The organism is Urbifossiella limnaea (assembly GCF_007747215.1).
Lineage (GTDB): Bacteria > Planctomycetota > Planctomycetia > Gemmatales > Gemmataceae > Urbifossiella > Urbifossiella limnaea.
The window spans coordinates 1,762,290-1,778,183 of record NZ_CP036273.1; the positions used below are offsets into that span (position 1 = coordinate 1,762,290).

11 protein-coding genes are annotated in these 15,894 nt (G+C 69.6%); 2 read left to right on the forward strand and 9 right to left on the reverse strand.

The features are described 5' to 3' along the window. Positions 1-64: 64 nt before the first annotated feature. The 5 genes from ETAA1_RS07020 to ETAA1_RS31600 all read right to left on the reverse strand — a co-directional run bounded on the left by ETAA1_RS07020 (position 65) and on the right by ETAA1_RS31600 (position 11,589). Positions 65-2,887 carry a BatA domain-containing protein gene (locus ETAA1_RS07020; RefSeq protein ID WP_145235565.1) on the reverse strand — a complete coding sequence of 941 codons (2,823 nt, stop codon included), beginning with the start codon at positions 2,885-2,887 and terminating at the stop codon, positions 65-67. Between the two features lie 165 nt (positions 2,888-3,052). Beyond that, positions 3,053-3,991, reverse strand: a complete 939-nt coding sequence (locus tag ETAA1_RS07025) for a DUF58 domain-containing protein (RefSeq protein ID WP_145235568.1) — start codon at positions 3,989-3,991, stop codon at positions 3,053-3,055. Between the two features lie 120 nt (positions 3,992-4,111). Next, positions 4,112-5,167, reverse strand: coding sequence for an AAA family ATPase (locus ETAA1_RS07030; RefSeq protein WP_145235571.1), 1,056 nt, complete (start codon positions 5,165-5,167; stop codon positions 4,112-4,114). 103 nt (positions 5,168-5,270) lie between these two features. Further along, complete coding sequence (locus ETAA1_RS07035; RefSeq protein ID WP_145235574.1) at positions 5,271-6,416, reverse strand: prenyltransferase/squalene oxidase repeat-containing protein; 1,146 nt, start codon at positions 6,414-6,416, stop codon at positions 5,271-5,273. A 136-nt stretch (positions 6,417-6,552) separates the two neighbouring features. Further along, positions 6,553-11,589: a hypothetical protein gene (locus tag ETAA1_RS31600; RefSeq protein WP_202920715.1), complete on the reverse strand. Its 5,037-nt coding sequence runs from the start codon at positions 11,587-11,589 to the stop codon at positions 6,553-6,555. Positions 11,590-11,790: 201 nt separating this feature from the next. Between ETAA1_RS31600 and ETAA1_RS07045 the strand changes: the two genes are divergently transcribed. After that, entirely contained in the window at positions 11,791-12,876 is a 1,086-nt protein-coding gene (locus tag ETAA1_RS07045) for a radical SAM/SPASM domain-containing protein (protein ID WP_145235577.1), read from the forward strand. Positions 12,877-12,962: 86 nt separating this feature from the next. Beyond that, a complete protein-coding gene (locus ETAA1_RS07050; protein ID WP_145235580.1) occupies positions 12,963-13,790 on the forward strand; it encodes a hypothetical protein in 828 nt (275 codons plus the stop codon). On the opposite strand, the gene ETAA1_RS07055 is transcribed toward ETAA1_RS07050, so the two are convergent. The 4 genes from ETAA1_RS07055 to ETAA1_RS07070 all read right to left on the reverse strand — a co-directional run bounded on the left by ETAA1_RS07055 (position 13,787) and on the right by ETAA1_RS07070 (position 15,882). Then, positions 13,787-14,044: a hypothetical protein gene (locus ETAA1_RS07055; protein ID WP_145235583.1), complete on the reverse strand. Its 258-nt coding sequence runs from the start codon at positions 14,042-14,044 to the stop codon at positions 13,787-13,789. The two genes, ETAA1_RS07050 and ETAA1_RS07055, sit on opposite strands and share 4 nt — an antisense overlap. 45 nt (positions 14,045-14,089) lie before the next feature. Further along, positions 14,090-14,860, reverse strand: coding sequence for a molybdopterin-dependent oxidoreductase (locus ETAA1_RS07060; protein ID WP_145235585.1), 771 nt, complete (start codon positions 14,858-14,860; stop codon positions 14,090-14,092). Further along, complete coding sequence (locus tag ETAA1_RS07065) at positions 14,857-15,621, reverse strand: cytochrome b/b6 domain-containing protein (RefSeq protein ID WP_145235588.1); 765 nt, start codon at positions 15,619-15,621, stop codon at positions 14,857-14,859. The genes ETAA1_RS07060 and ETAA1_RS07065 overlap by 4 nt, the downstream gene beginning before the upstream one ends. 75 nt (positions 15,622-15,696) lie before the next feature. Beyond that, positions 15,697-15,882: a hypothetical protein gene (locus ETAA1_RS07070; protein WP_145235591.1), complete on the reverse strand. Its 186-nt coding sequence runs from the start codon at positions 15,880-15,882 to the stop codon at positions 15,697-15,699. Positions 15,883-15,894: the final 12 nt, after the last annotated feature.

A 15,894-nucleotide genomic window follows, 5' to 3' on the forward strand; every position in this document is an offset into this window, starting at 1 on the left:
GGCTCGGTCGGGTCTCGAATGTCTGTCGGCTTCGGGGTTTGGCCGCAAGCGGCCAAACCCGGGCCTACACCGCCGCCGGCTCTTCGGGCGGCGGCGCCGCCGCCGCCGCGGGCGTGCCGCGCGCGAACGCCGCGGCGGCGCTCGGGGCTAGCAGCTCCGTGTCCTCCGGCCGCGTGTGCCGGCTCAGCCGCACCGCCATCGCCTGCTCCGCGACCAGCGCCAGCAGGATGAACAGGTACAGCCACCGCCGCGTGCTGAAGTCGTCGCGCTTCTGCTTCAAGTTCGTGATCCACGCCGTGTCGTCGGGCGATCGCACCGGCACGCCCGGCGCCTGCTGGGCCAGGTCGTCGCGGGCCGCGCGGCGCAGGTCGCCCTCGCGGGTCGCGTCCACGTTGAACGGCAGCGCCCGCACCTCCGGCCGCTCCAAGTCGTTGTTCGCGCCGCTCAGCGCCGTCAGCGTGAACAGGTACACGCCCGGCTCCGTCGCCTTCCCGAACCGGAACGCCAGCGCGTCCTTGTTCTGCGTCATGGTCTCGACTTCGGCCTTCCCCACCTGCACCTCCGCGTCGCGGCCGGCCAGCGCCGTGGCGAGGTCGATCGACAGCACCGACCGCGACAGGGCCGGCCGGTAGCGCGTGGCGTCGAGCGACTCGTCGAGGACGGAGCCGACCGAGCGGTTCTCGTCGGCCGGGCCGCCGGACAGGTACTTGTGCAACTCGGCCATCACGGCCAGCCACGCCGGCGCCCCGGTACCGGCCGGCCAGTCGGTCCACGACCCGCTGGCGTGCGCCCCACCCGCGTCCGTGGTGAACACCGCCACGCGGCCGCGGCCGAAGTCCTTCACGAGGTACAGCGGGTCGCCGTACTTCACCGCGTCCCGCAGCCGCTGCACCTCGCCCTTGATGTCCGTCATCTCGGGCTGGCCCCAGAACTCGCGCAGCACCGGCTCGCTCGGGTCGCCGTCGTTGATCTGGTCGCACAGCAGGCGGTCGAGGTACGTCGCCAGCGACGCCAGCGGGGCGGTGCCGGCGGCCGTCTCGCGGACGCGGCGGTCGAGCGGGTCGAGGTACTGGCGGTACTTCTCGAACTTCGGCTCGTTCGCCTTCGCCTTCATCTTGTCGAGGGCGTCGCGGACCGGCCCCTCGAACTCGGCCACGCTGGCGTCGTTCGGCAGGCAGTACAGCTCGCGGACGCTCTGATCCTCGCGCCACTTGCCGAACCGCTTCACCGGCCAGTACCGGTCGATGTTGGCGAACAGGAAGTAGCGCTCGATCTCGGCGTCCTTCCCGCCGCCGCGCTCTCCCTGGTACATGCCACTGACGGCCGGGTGCTGCTTCACGCCGCCGTCGCGGGTCAGCACGCGCTTCGACAGCACCAGCTGCCGGCCGAGCTTCTGCTCCGGCGTGAGCGCTTTGCTCGGCTCGTCGGGCAGCGGCATGGGGAACACGCCGGCGCCGCCGCGGTACAGCTGGTCGCGGTATGCCGCCGGCCGCACGTCGGGGCCGAGGAAGAACGCCAGCCCGCCGCCGCCCTTCACGTAGGCCTCGAGCTTTTCGCGCTGAGACTCGGTGACCGCTGGCACGTTGATGAGGTACACCGCAGAGAACGGCCGCAGGTCGCGGCGGTCCAGGTCGGCGGGTGAGCCGTCCACCCACTCGATGCCGCCGAACGCATCTTGGAACAGCCGCCGCAGGTAGAAGCCGTCGCCCTTCGGGCTGTCGCGCAGCTGGTCGCGGCCTTCCAGCACCAGCACGGAGAGGCGCGGGCGAACCTCGACCACGGCGTGCCGCACGTTGTCGGCGGCGATGCCGCCGGGCTCCTGGTTGGCGAGTACCGCGGTAATCACCTTGAAGCGCTTGGCCGCGTCCTTCGCCTCCTCCTCGCCGATCTCGATGCCCGGGACGGTGACGACCGTGGTCCGTTCCTGGTACGGCGGGATGCTCGGAATCTGCGTCGTGGGGATTAGGTTCTGCTTGCCGTGCAGCAGGAACCGCACCTGCACGTCGCGCGCCTCCGTGGCCCCGCTGTTCTTCAGGCGGAGTTCCAGGTCGATCGGCTGGCCGCGCGCCGCGACGCGGGAGCGCGGCCGCAACTCGACGATGCCGACGTTGTCGCCGGAGCGCGGCTGGCGGTCCTGGTCGCGGCGCGCGGGGTAGGCCACGTCGATGAGGTTCACGCGGACGCCGGCCGCGGTGTACTCGGTGAGCAGTTGCTTGACGGCGTCGCCGTCCTCGGCCCAGTCGAGCGCGCGGAGGTCGGACACGACGTGGATCACCTTCGCCACCTCGTCGCCCTTCGCGTCCAGCCGCTCCTTCGCCTTGCGGAGCCCGTCGGCGAGGCCGACGCGCACCGGCGACGGGTTCAGCGGCCGGAGGTAGTCCTTCAGGTCGCCGATGGTGGCGTCGTTGAGGCGGTCCACGCCGCGCGGCGTGTCGAGCGCCGACAGCACCAGCACGTCCATCGACTGCGGCGTGTTCGCCTGCGCCGCGGCGGGGGCGATCTTGTCGGTGATCTGGGTCTTGGCTTCCGCGAACGGCGTGGTCTGCCGGCCTTCCGCGAGAATTGCTTCGCCCATGCTCGGCGAGTCGTCCAGCACGACGGCGTGGGCCGTGGCGCGGGCGTCCTCGCGCTCGTCGGTGCCGAAGCCGAGGAAGCGGGCGAACAGCACGCCGGCCAGGAACACCAGCAGGCAGCGGAGGAACAGCAGCAGCAGTTGCTCGATGATGAGCTTCCGCCGCATCCGCTTCTGGGCCTTGAGGAGGAACTCCATCGCGGCCCACCGCACCCGCCGGAACCGCATCCGGTTGATGAGGTGGATGATGACCGGCGCGCTCACGAGCGCGGCCCCGGCGGCCATCGTCAGCGGGTGGGTGAACAGCGCTTCCATCGGCGAATAATCTCGAAAGCCGGGTTAACCACAGAGTCACAGAGGACACAGAGAGAAGACACAAGGCAGAGTCGAAGCAAGTTGTCTTTCAAGCCGAGTATCCCCTCGGCTTTCGGTCTTCTCTCTGTGCCCTCTGTGACTCTGTGGTTAAGCCTCCGTTTTGTTCTACCGTCGCACCGGGCTGGCGCGCGACGACATCCGCTGGTACAGGAACCGGCTCAGAACCGCGTCCAGGTAGTCGCTGGTCCGCACCAACTGGTACTCGACGCCGATCCGGGTGCAGCCGCGGCGCACTTCCGTCAGGTACTCTTCGAGCGCCTCCAGGTAGCCGTCGCGGAGCGCCTTCGGGTCGCACAGCAGGTCCGGCTGCGCCTCCAGCCCCTCGAACTTCGTCATCCCGCCGAACGGGAACGTCAGCTCGTCGTCGTCCAGCACGTGGAACACGATCACGTCGTGCCGCCGGTGCCGGAGCATTTCGAGCCCCTTGAACAGCGCCTCCCGGTCGCACAGCAGGTCGGAGAAGATCGTCACCATGCCGCGGCTCGGCATCGACTCGGCGACGCGCTGCATGATCTTCAGCGGGTTCGTCTTCTCGCGCGGCTTGCTCACCTGCAGCGCCTTCGCCACCGCGTCGAGGTGGTTCTGGCTGCTCCGCGGCGGCAGCACCTGGCGCACGTCCGAGTCGAACGTGATGAGCCCGACCGAGTCCTGCTGCTTCACCGTGAGGAAGGTGAGGCACGCCGCGGCCGTGGCGGCGTAGTCGTACTTGTACAGGGTGCCGGCCTTCTTCGCCTTGTCGGCCCCGTACAGCATCGACTCGCTGGCGTCCACCACGAGGTACGACCGCAGGTTGGTCTCGGCCTCGTACTGCTTGATGTAGTAGCGGTCGGTCTTGGACCACACCGTCCAGTCGACGTGCCGCAGGTCGTCGCCGGGGACGTACTCGCGGTGCTGGACGAACTCGACCGACTGGCCGAAGATCGGGCTCTTGTGCATGCCGGCGAGGAACCCCTCGACCACGAACCGCGCCCGCAGGTCGAGCTGGCCGATGGTGGCGATGGTCTTGGGGTCGAAGAACCTTCTCGGGTCTTGTTCTCGTGCCATTTCGCGCTTCGTCGTTGGTGTTCGGCGGGTCGCAATTTGCAACTGGTGAGTGGGAATTTGGCAGGTGACCGGGAGCGCGTGACATCCCGGCCCAAATCCCGACTGACAAATTACAACCAACTACGAGGCGAAAATCTTCTTGAACCGCTCGTCCTTCAGCAGTTCGCCGTCCTTCTCCGGCGTCTCCTCCAGCAGCCTCTTGATGACCGTGTCCGTCGTCACGCCCTCGGACGCGGCCGTGAAGTTCGTCAGGATGCGGTGCCGCAGCACGGGGTACGCCAGCGCCTTCACGTCCTCGGTCGTCACGTGCGGCCGGCCGTACAAGAGCGCCCGCGCCTTCGCCCCCAGGATGAGGTTCTGCACCGCCCGCGGGCCGGCGCCCCAGCTCAGCCACTCCTTCACGAACTTCGGCACCCCCGGCTCGCCGATGCGCGTCTGCCGCACCAGCGCCAGGCAGTAGTGGATGACGTGGTCGCCGACCGGCACCTTGCGCACGAGGTGCTGGATGTCCATGATCTGCTGGCCGTCCAGCACCGGCGTGATCTCCTCGACGGCCACGCCCGTGGTGCGGCGGGCGATCTCGAACTCGTCCTTGAAGTTCGGGTACTTGACGAACACCTTGAACATGAACCGGTCCTGCTGCGCCTCGGGCAGCGGGTACGTCCCTTCCTGCTCGATCGGGTTCTGCGTCGCCAGCACGAAGAACGGGTTCGTCAGCTTGTGCCGCTGCCCGCCGACGGTCACCTGCTTCTCCTGCATGGCCTCCAGCAGCGCGGCCTGCGTCTTCGGCGGGGTGCGGTTGATCTCGTCGGCCAGCACGATGTTGGCGAACAGCGGCCCTGGGAGGAACTTGAACTCGCGGCGGCGCGTCTCCGAGTCCTCCTCGATGATGCGAGTGCCGGTGATGTCCGACGGCATCAGGTCGGGGGTGAACTGGATGCGGCTGAAGTCCAGCGACAGGCACCGGGCCAGCGTGGCGATCATGAGCGTCTTGGCGAGGCCGGGCACCCCTTCGAGGATGCAGTGCCCCTTGCTGAACATGGCGATCAGCAGTTCCTCGATCACCTCGTCCTGGCCGACGATGACGCGGCTGAGCTGCCGCTTGATGTCGTCGAAGGCCGTCTTCAGCTTGCGGACGGCGTCCAGGTCGGTCTGGGCCAGCTCGGCTTGGCTCATCGGTGGCGGTGCCTTCGGGGTGAGTGCTTGGCGAACCGGCGGCGTCGGCCGCCGGGTGTGGGGTTTGAGTAGCGACACCCGGCGGCTGACGCCGCCGGTTCGCCTACCGTTGGTAGATCGGCAGGATGCCCTTCTCCAGCTGGAGCACGGTCAGGTTCACGGCCGTCGAGAACACGTTGCCGACGAACCCGCTCTGCCAGCTGCCGTCCGTGCGGTTCTGGGCCTCCATCAGGTACGGGTACATGGCCTCCTTGTACTTCGACCACGTCAGCCGCGTCTCGGCCGGCTCGTCGGGGAACAGCTCGGCCCACCGGTTGTCGCCGAGGGCGTACATGGCCTGGGCGAAGTAGTACGTCTGGTACTCGTCGTGGGCCACCCGGCCGCGGGCGACCGTCGGCCAGATGTGCCGCTGGCAGTTCTTCAGCCACTTCTTCGGCAACTCGCCGCGGTACTGGCCGCCGCTGAACCCGCAGCAGATGGCCGCGGCCGTCAGCGGCGGGCGGCCCTGCCCGTTGGCCGAGTTCCCGGTGTAGTTGTACACGATGCCGCCGTCGTTGGTCGTACACGCCTCCAGGTACGCCAGCGCCTTGTCGATCGTCTCCTTCGGCACCTTGATGCCGGCGTTCCGCGCCGCCCGCAGCGCCTGGAGCTGCGTGATCGTCACCGAGCCCTCGTCGAAGCTGTTGTTGTCGGTGGCGGACACGTAGCCCCAGCCGCCGATCTCGACCTCGCGGCCCTCGGCCTTGCGGTGCGTCTTGCGGGTCTGGGCGCGGGCGATGAAGTCGATGGCCTTGGTGACGACCGCCTCCAGCCGCTTCCGCTGGGCCACGTCCTCCTCCTCGCCGTAGCAGCAGGCGAGGAACAGCGTGCCGAAGCCCTGCCCGTACATGTACCGCTGCGTCTCGGTGGGGTTGTTCGGGTCGCCGATGAGGCCGTTCTCGCGGACCCGCTGCGGGGCCAGGAACCAGTTCACGGCCTTGCGGATCTGGTCGCTGTACCGCCCCTCGCGGACGGTGCTCCCTTCCATGAGCATGGCCATGCCGGCGAGGCCGGTCATGCTGGTGGGGTACTGGCCGCCCTGGGCCTCCCAGTGCCCGTCGCCGTTCTGGATGCGCTTGAGGTAGTCCAGCCCGCGGTCGACGCAGGCTTCCACGTCGGACGGCTTCCGCCCCTGTGCGGCGGCTGGGGCGGGGAGGGCGAGACCGCCGGCACTGCCGGCGAGCGAAGCGAGGAACAGTCGGCGGTCCATGAGCGGGCCTCCGCGGGGGTTCGCGCGACGGAGAGGCGGTTGGAAGGAGGACGACCGGCGAGTCTTTTTGTAACAGCGCAGGTGGTCACAGGTTAGCCGCGGGCGGCTTCGCGGTGTCCGGCGCGAAGCCGCGAGCCTATTTCCCCACGTCCGGCAGCACCACCACCCGCATGGCCTGGCCGTTCCGCGGGCGGAAGAACTCGACCGACCGGTTCCGCTGGTCCACGGTCAGTGTCGTGAACGTCATTTGCATCTGGTCCGGCTGCGTCGAGGCGTAGCGGAGCAGGCCGCGCTCCTTCTCCACCACCACCGCCCGGAACTCGTACGGGCCGCCGCCCGGCCGCAGCGCCCACTGCCCGGCCACCAGCACCGGCAGGTCGGCGAACCGGTCCACGATCAGCACCTGGTTCTCGAAGTGCCCGTCGGCGTACCACGCCCGCTCGCCGGTGGCTCGCACGAAGCAGTACATCGGGCCGTCCACCGCCGCCGTCCGCAGGGTCAGGCCGTTGTTGTAGTTCACGAACCGCCCGGCCAGCCCGCCGGCGTTCCGGTCGCGGTCCAGCACCAGGTAGAACCGCGTTGCGTCGGCGAACAGCTGCGCCCCGCGGCACTTGCCCAGGTGGTCGGCGACGCGGTCGGCGTCGATCTTGAAGGTGCCGACGGGCCGGCCGGTGTGCGGGTCGAGAAGGTCCACCTCGCCGGTGCCGCGGACCATGCCGCAGAACGCCGGGTCGTGCGACTTCACCGCGACGGCCTTGTCGTCGTACTCGCGCTTCCACACGTCCTTGCCGGTGGACAGGTCGAGGAGGCGGAGCACCTGCTTGCCGTCGTCGTCGGCCTCGTGGACGAGTGCCGTGCGGCCGAACACCTTGTACGACCGGGCCGCGGCCAGCGCCTCGGCGGTGTCCGGGGCGCCGGGCACCGTGGCCCCGTCGCCGGCCCGCAGCACCCGCACGCCCGTCGGCCGGCGGTCGGCCCCGACCTCGACGAGAACGACGTACTGGTCGTCGCCGAACACGTGCGTCCGCTCGGGGACGTAGCGGCGGGTCCAGAACTTGCGGTTGCGGTCGGCCGGGTCGAAGCACTCGAGCCCGTCGCGGGTCAGCACGCAGGCGTACTCGGGCCGGACGGCCACGCCGGTGGTGCGGATCGTCAACTTCGTGCCGTCCTGGTGGAAGATCATCTCGATCTCGTCGGCGTTCCGGGCGATCGCCTGGTAGCCGTTGTTCTGGGGCAGGTCGCCGGTCAGCGACACCTTCCACGCGGCCGTGTTCCCCTTCTTCGACAGGTCGTAGCCGTACACGGTGGGGCCGACCTGCGCCACCAGCACGCGGCCGCCGGCGTGGAACACCCGGCCGGTGTTCTGCTGCGTCCCGCTCTGGCTGACGTTGAACTGGGCGATGTCACCGAACTTGTACCGGGCCGCGTCCGAGGTGCGGTCGTAGCCGGTGAGCTGCCACGCGCCGGTCTGCGGGTTCATCTCCAGGGCGAACCGCACCTTCTGGAATTCGGGCAGGAACTCGCCCGCCGGCACGACTTCGCTCGACGGCAGGTTCTGCCCCGCCCCGCCGCCGCCGCCCGACTTGTCCTCGACGCGCACCCGCGTCGGCAGTGGGTAGCGAGCCGGCTCCAGGTAGGGCAGCAGGCGGCGGTCGGTCAGCAGGTCGGTGAGGTAGTCCGCGCCCGTCTTGCCGGTCACGACGGGCACGTCCTTGAACTCGGTGCCGAGCTGGAGGTACAGCCGGACGGACTCGTCGAGGAGCCCGGCCTTGACCATCAGGCCGGCCAGCTCGGCGGTCGCCCGCGCCCGCAGTTTCGGGTCGGCGGACGTGGTGCGGACGCGGTGCAGGTGGAGCTGCGCCTCGCGGGCCGCGGTGTCGTCGTTCGTCGCCGTGAGGCGGTCGGCCAGGAGCAGCTCGGCCTCGGCGCCGGCGGGGAAGTACGGGCCGAACACGCCGACGAAGTCGCGGAGCCGGGCCAGGTCGGTGCCGCCCTTGACCGCGTCCCACTCGGCGGCCACGCGCCCCTCCAGCCCCTTGCGGGCGTCCGGGGCGGCGCGGGCGATCATCGCCTGGATGCGGCCGCGGGCGGCCACGTCCGCGCGGCGCAGCACCGAGGGCTCGTCCGGGTCCGGCTGGAGCAGGTCGGCCCCGAGCTTGGACAGCCGCATGTAGTTGTCGAACGCCTCGTCCAGCCGGCCCTGCCCCTCGCGGCCCTTCGCCAGCAGCGACAGGTACAGCCGGCGGCGCTCCAGCACCTTCGCGTCGTGCTCCTCGGCGTTCTCGGGCGTCTCGTTCGGTTCGAGGAAGCTCTCGCACAGGGCGGCGTACTCGTCCAGGAAGCCCTCGGACGCCGCGAAGTTCTGCCGCAGCAGTTCGGTGTACGCCCGGTACAGCCGCTCGCGGATGCGGCGGCGGAGCGGCTCGGCGGCGGCCGGGTCGGCCGGGGCGTTCTTCTCCGCCGCCTTGTAGTCCGTCACCGCCTCGCGGAGTTTGCCGTCGTCCTGGAGCAGGTCGCCGCGGGCGAGCAGGCCTTCGGGGTCGTTCGGGTTGGCCTTCAGCTTCTGGTCCATCTCCGCGCGCTTCGTGTCGAGCTGCGGGTAGACCGACACCTCGGCCGCGGACTGGGCCACGACGAGCCCGTCCTGGAACACCAAGTTGCCGATGCCGAAGCGGACCGCCGTGTCGGACGGGGCGCGGGCCTGGGTCTTCGACGACACCTTGCCGTCGGCGGTGACGGCCCAGATTTCGAGGACCGGGGCGGCCCTGCCGTCGGCCTTCGGCTTGGCGTCGCCGGAGTCGTGGCGGACGGGGATGAAGTAGGCGCTCTTCCCGGCGGCGCCGTGGCCGGTGGGCGAGGCGGTGCCCAGCGCCAGCGTCCAGTCGGCCTCGCGGGTGCCGGCACCGGCCAGCTTGTACCCGCGGACCTCGTTCTTCCCCACGATCATCAGCGTGTCCTGGAGGACGCCGCCGACGTACAGGTCGCTGGACGCCCGCGCCGCCCGCCACTGCAGGGCCCCGGTCCGCAGGTCGAGGCAGTCCACGCCGTCGGAGTCGAACCCGCTCACGAGGACGCGGCCGCCGGCGATCACCGGGGCCGAGGCCCGCCAGCGCTCCTTCGGCAGCGGGTCCGGCGGCGGGACGCGGCCGTTGATCATGATCGGCCCGCCGCCCGGCCCGACCTTCGTGTTCGGCGGCGGGGCGGTGTTCTCCTTGTAGACGTGCCCCCAGAGGATGCGGCGGCTCATCAGGTCGATGCCGACGACGGCCCCGGAGTTGGTCGGGCACACCAGGATGCCGTCGCCGGCGGCCAGGAACGCGCCCTGGGTGCGCCGCGCCGGCGACCCGGCGAGGGTGGCCCCGGCCCGGCCGAGCTTCACCTGCCACACCAGCGCCGGCACCGACGCCCGCCAGCCCGGCGGCTGCACCAGCGTCGTCGGGTCGAGGCACAGCAGCCGGATGTACCCGGCCTGTTCGATCGGGACGTACAGCCGGCCGTTCACGGCCAGCGGCGGGGCCAGGAACACGGCGTTCTGGCACAGGTGGAACGCGCTCGTGCTCTTGTCCGCCTCCTCCTCCGACAGCGGCGGTGGCGGGATCGTCTGGGGCAGGCCGGGTTGCGACTCGGTCCGGCCGAGCGTCCACACCTGGCTGCCGGTCTTGATGTTCACCGCCACCAGCAGCCCGCACTCGATGGCCAGCTTCATCCGGTTCGGCATCTGCGCCGCGTTCGGGTCGATGCCGCCGAACGCCATGTTCGGGTTCTGCACGGCCGGCGGCGGCGGCAGGGCGATGTCGTCCACGAAGTACACGTTCTCGCCGTCGTGCGTCAGCGAGCCGACGAGCGGGTTCTCCGCCAGGTACGCGGCGGCGGCCTGGTTGCGGTACGCCGTCCACCACTGTTCCACCTTCGTCCGCATCTCCTTCGTCTGGAGCGGGTCCGGGTCGAACCGGTCGCCGGTCATCTGCGTGAGGCCGAACGTGGACGGCGACACCCAGAGGTCGCGGCCGGCGGTCACCACCTGCCCGTGCGCCTGTTGGTCGCGCAGGGCGACGGCGCGGACGCCGTCGTACTGGCGGAGGAACAGCACGTCGGTGGTGGCGACGGGGAAGAAGCCGGGGAGCGGGAACGTGGTGTTGGTCCGGGTGGCGTCCTCCCGGGCGAACAGGTACTCGAGCTGCCGGGTGATCCACTCCTCGCCCGGCGCCTTCTTCGGGTCGAGCATGTCCACCGAGAACATCTTCAGCAGGAACGGCGGGCCGGCGTCCGACGCGGGGTTCCGCTGGGCGTTGCCGCGGTGGGTGGCGAACTGCCCGACCGCCGCCGACAGCTCGACCGTGCCGACCGGCCGCTCCAGCTCCGCGCGGAGTTGCTCGGCGGTGAACGTCTTGCGGCCGATGGTCAGGCCGGTGGCGGCGGTCGCCTTTTGCAGCTTGTCGGCGGCCGCGGCGTACAGCGCCTGGTGCTCCTTCTCCGGCGACCGCTTGAACGCCGTGGCGGCCCGGAACAGGACGCGCGGGGTGAGGTAGTCGTCGCCGCTGGGCCGCGTCATGAGCCGGCCGAAGTGCCGGGCCGCGTCGGCGTAGTCGCCGCGCTCCAGCTGGATGGAGCCGAGCAGCACGGCCCCTTCGGCCCCGGCCTTCGTGTAGAAGTACTTGCTGGTGACGGCCTTGAGCCCCTCGACGTCGTAGCCGTTCTGCACGGCGTCGGTCAGGACCTTTGCCGCCGTCTGGCCGTAGGACTGCTGGTAGAACTCGAGTCCTTCCTTGGGGAACTTGGCGAGAATCTGCTCGGCCTCGTGCTGGACGCCGCCCCAGCTCTTGTTGGCGAGTGCGCCGCGGGGGTCGTCCTCGTCGGGGTCGTAGAAGGAGTCGGGGCCGTCGAGGATGTTCTGGACGAGGGGGCAGACGGTGTTCCAGGGGATCTCTTTGAACCCGAGGTAGTCGCGGGCGGCCTTGAGGCGCGGGCCGGCGTCGCGGACGACGTTGAAGTTGAACGGCGAGGCGACGGCCCGGCGGGAGCGGGTGTCCTTCTCCTTCTCGTCCTTCTTGTCGGCGGCCTTTTTGGCGGCGGGCTGGGCCGCGGCGTGGCGGTCGCCGGAACTAGCGAGCCAGCCGACGGCTACGGCGAGGAGGGCGGCGGAGGCGAGGCGGAGGACCGAACCGCGGTGCATCGGCGCATCCCGTTCCTGAGACAGCCGGCGGCCGACGGCCGCCCGTAGAGATTGTGTCAGTTCCCCGGACTACCCACAAGGAGAAATCGTCCGGGGGTAACACGGGGGGACGAGCGACGGAGCCGGTTCTAACGCCGCCGCTTGCGGCGTAGCGATGGGGAGCGCTACCCCGCAAGCGGCGGCGTGTATCATGTCCAAACGATGTCCGACACTTCCCGCTCGCGGTCCCGTGCCTCCGACGCCGGCCGCGGCTTCCGCCCGACGTACCTGTCGTTCGCCGGCACGTACCAGTGCAACCTGAGCTGCCCGCACTGTTGCGTGCCGATCGAGTGGACCGACCGCCTGCCGATCCCCGTCGGGCTTCGCTTCCTGGAAGAAGCGCACGCCGCGGACATCGGCGTGCTCGGCTTCACCGGCGGCGAGCCGTTCCTGTACCCCGAGTTCCTGGTCGCCCTGACCCGACGCGCCGCCGAACTCGGCTTCCGCTTCGACAAGCTGATGAGCAACGGCGTCTGGTTCCGCGACGAGCCGCACCTGGAATCGACTCTCGCGGAGTTGCGAGACGCCGGCTTCACCGGCAAGCTGGGCCTGAGTGTGGACAAGTTCCACGGCCTCGACATCGACAAACTGGCGACGTACTGCCGGGTCGGCCGGCGGGTGTTCGGCCGCGACAACGTGCTGAGCCTGAGCTACGCCAGCCGCCACCCCGACCAGGGGTTGGAGCCCATCCGCCGCCTGGCCGCGGCCCTCGACGCCGTGGTGGAGTGGTCGGAGCTGCTGGGCCGCTACATGCTGGTGAGCGACGACCTGACGATGACGGCGTGCTGGAACCACCTGGCGACGGTGGAGCGGGCCGAGGGCTTACCGGGCAACCCGTGGGACGGCGAGTGGTTCGCGGAGGACTTTTGCGAGGGCCCGGGTCAGGCGCTGATCGTGAACCCGCGCGGCGAGGTGAAGCCGTGCTGCGGCTTCGCGTCCGACCTGGACCAGCTGACGATCGGCAACGTCCACACGCAGTCGGCGGAGGAGGTGATCCGCGCCGGCCGCGAGCACCCGTACGTGGGGAAGGTGTTCCGCGACGGCCTGACGGCGATCCGCGAGGAGATCCTGGCGCGCGACCCGGCCGCGCTGCCGGGCGCGACGAGCAATCACTGTTACTTCTGCTGGTACGTGCTGACGCGGGGGTTGGCGTCGGGCGTGAACGGCGGCGGCGGCAAGGTCGGCGACTGGACCGGCGACCGCCCGAACTTCACCGGCGACCTGATCCAACTTGGCGTACGGGCGTGAGAGATGGTGAGCCGAACCGATACCCCCATCTGGATTGTCATACCGCTGAACCAACGAAGAAACCGGAACCGCCTGAGGCCCAAGAGATGAACCGGAAACGTGAACAGGCCGTGATGCTCGACCGACTCGGACAGTTCTTCGGACCGGTTCTGAAGGTCGCAGCAACCCCACAAGGATACGATGCCGAGGAGAAGCAAAGGATTGCGGCCCGGTTCTATGCTGAGCACAGGACTTTCAGCGGCGAAATTGAGCGGTTCTGTAAGGGGGAGCCCCACCACCACTACCTTGCCGAACTGAACAAGGTTCTGACGACGCTTTTCGGCTTGGTCAACCGGTCCTACGGGGAGAAGGGCGGCGATTTATTCGACCACGCTCCCGCAGCCCACGGAATCATGATGGAAGCCCTCTGCTCCATCCCGACGCCCATCGACTCGACCATCCACGATGCGGTAACGCCGTTCTCGACGTACTGTCTGGTGCGTGACCTATGTGCGACGGCGAACGGACAAGTCATGTGGATGGACCGCTACTTTGACCAGACACTCTTTGCCCGCTATCTGGTTGAAGTGCCGAAGTCCGCCGTCGTCACGCTTATTACCTACCCAGAAAGCAAATGCCAAGGAAAGAAGCAAGAGCAGCGGTACGCAGACTTCATGGCCGTGTCGAAGCTCTACGCAGCGGAACGCGGGCCGACCGGCTACCGGCTGATGACCGACGGCGGGTTCCACGACCGGCTCTTACGGTGCAACGACAAGCTGTTCTCGTTAGGCGGGTCGATCAAGGACTTGGGCAACGACAGCACGTTCACGCTGGCGAAGCTGGACAGCACCTCGGACAACTTCAAGAAGTTCGATGACGCCATTGCGGCAGCCGTTGAAGTCTTCGGCCCGAACCAGCCGGTCCACCCGGTTTAATCTGCGGATTTCAGCCGCAGCAGTGTCTCCTGCACCAGCGTCTTCGAGTCGGTCAGCACGGCCAGGATGCCTGCCAGGTCGGGCGGCGGCGTGAGCCGCGAGCCCGGCCCGAGGCGGTAGTAGACGAGGTGCTGGTTCACCGCCGTGATCGCGTCCGTCAGCTGGTCCAGCACCAGCGACAGGTTCCCCGCGTCCGGGCCGTGCTGGAAGCGGTAGTCGTCCAGGCGGGCGGCGTCGGGTTCGCTCAGCGGCATCGGCCACGCTCCCTCGGTGAATCGTTCGGGCGGGGGCGGCCGCGCTCAGATGCCCGCGTACCACGCCCAGCCGTTCTGGATGTTCCCCTTCTCGCCGCCGTCGTCCAGTTCGCTCGTGACGACAATCTTCTCGACGTACTTCATACTCTTGTAGCCCAGCTGGGTCTCCACCCGCAGCCGCACCGGCGCCCCGTGGGGCACCGACAGGGCGCCGCCGTTCATGCCGTAGGCCAGAATGGTCTGCGGGTGGAGGGCGTCGAGCAGGTCGATGCTGTCCACGTAGTCGTCTTTGCAGTGGAAGGTGACGTAGCGGGCGTCCGGGAGGAGGCCCGCGTCCAGTTCCAGCACCCGGTTCAGTTGCACGCCGGTCCAGCCGCCGATCGCAGCCCAGCCCTCCTCGCACGTGTGCCGCGTGATCTGCGTCCGCGCGGGGAACCGCTTCAGGTCGGCCAGCGTGTACGTCCGGGGGCGGGCGACCAGCCCCTCGACGGTCAATTTGTAGTCCGGGTGCCCGGCCGCGTGATCCCGGCGGTATTTCTCGCTCTGCACGGGGTGGTCGGGGTTGGTCTGGTAGCGGTCGTCGATAAAGATGACCGGGAACGAGGTGATGTCCCGGGGGCCGTACTCCCGCGCCAGCGCCTGCCCCGGTAGGAGGAGGCGGTGGGAGACGTAGGTGAGGTTGTCGCCCATCCGCAAGAGGTTGCCGTACGTCGGCGGCAGGTCGCGGCTCGCCCAGCGGGGGAGGAACAGGCCGCCCGCGGCGGCCGCGCCGGCGAGGAGGACGTTGCGGCGGCTGAGGAGGCGCCCGCGGCTCATTTCGTTCCCCCGATCGTCATGGCCCGCACCTGCCGCCGGAACCCGGAGCGGACGACCATCACCGTGTGGACGACGAGAAACAGGACCAGGACGACGGCGGCGAAGTAGTGGACCGTGCGGGCGGACTGGAAGCCGCCGAACACGCGGCCGAGGACCGGGTAGCCGGCGGTGATCGCGGGGGACATCGCCAGCCCGGAGAGCACGACCACCGGCAGCGCCACGAACACGACCGCGCTGTAGGCGCACTTCTGCAGTAGGCCGTACCCGCTGCCGGCCGGCCGCGCCCACGGCCGCAGGTGGTCGGCCGCGTCCCGCCAGAGGCGGCCCGGGGTGAGTTCGCCGTCACCCGGCCAGAGGCGGCGGCGGAAGTGGCCGGTGTACACGCCCGCCACCAGGTAAGCGGTGCCGGGCACGACGAGGCCCCACGCCGCCAGGAAGTGGAGGCTTCGTGCCCAGCTGTTCTGGTTGAGGGTCAGGTAGGTGCGGGTGGCGCTCACCGGCCCGTCGCCGTCCGGGGCGAACGCCCCGTGCACCTCCCAGCCGCCGTGTCGGTAGTTCCGGCTGATGGGCAACTCGAACAGCGCCGGCGTCAGGTCGTTCCCCGCGTCGCCCCAGTAGAGGCGGGGGTGGCACATCAGGATCACGTAGCCGCTGACGGTCAGCGACAGGAAGCTGACGGTCACGAGCCAGTGACAGACCCGGACCCACCCCGGGTGCCCGGTCGGTCGTGCCGGCTCGGGCTCAGTAGCGAGATCGGCCATGAGTGTCGAGCGACTCCTCGCTGCCGGGCGGCCCGTCCCGCCGGCACCGCATCAGACCCGGCCCGGCGACCCAAGTCAAGCGCCTGGGCACACCCGCGGCGCTCTCCACGACCACGGCTTCAGCCCCAGCATGCGGTCGAGGGAGTCGGCGGTCTGGTGGATCAGCGCCTCGAGCCAGTGCAGGTACGGGTGGAAGTGCTCGTCGGCGACCGAGACAACAAGTGGGCTGTACGCGTCCGACCCGACCCCTGACGCGCACAACCCGGACAGGAA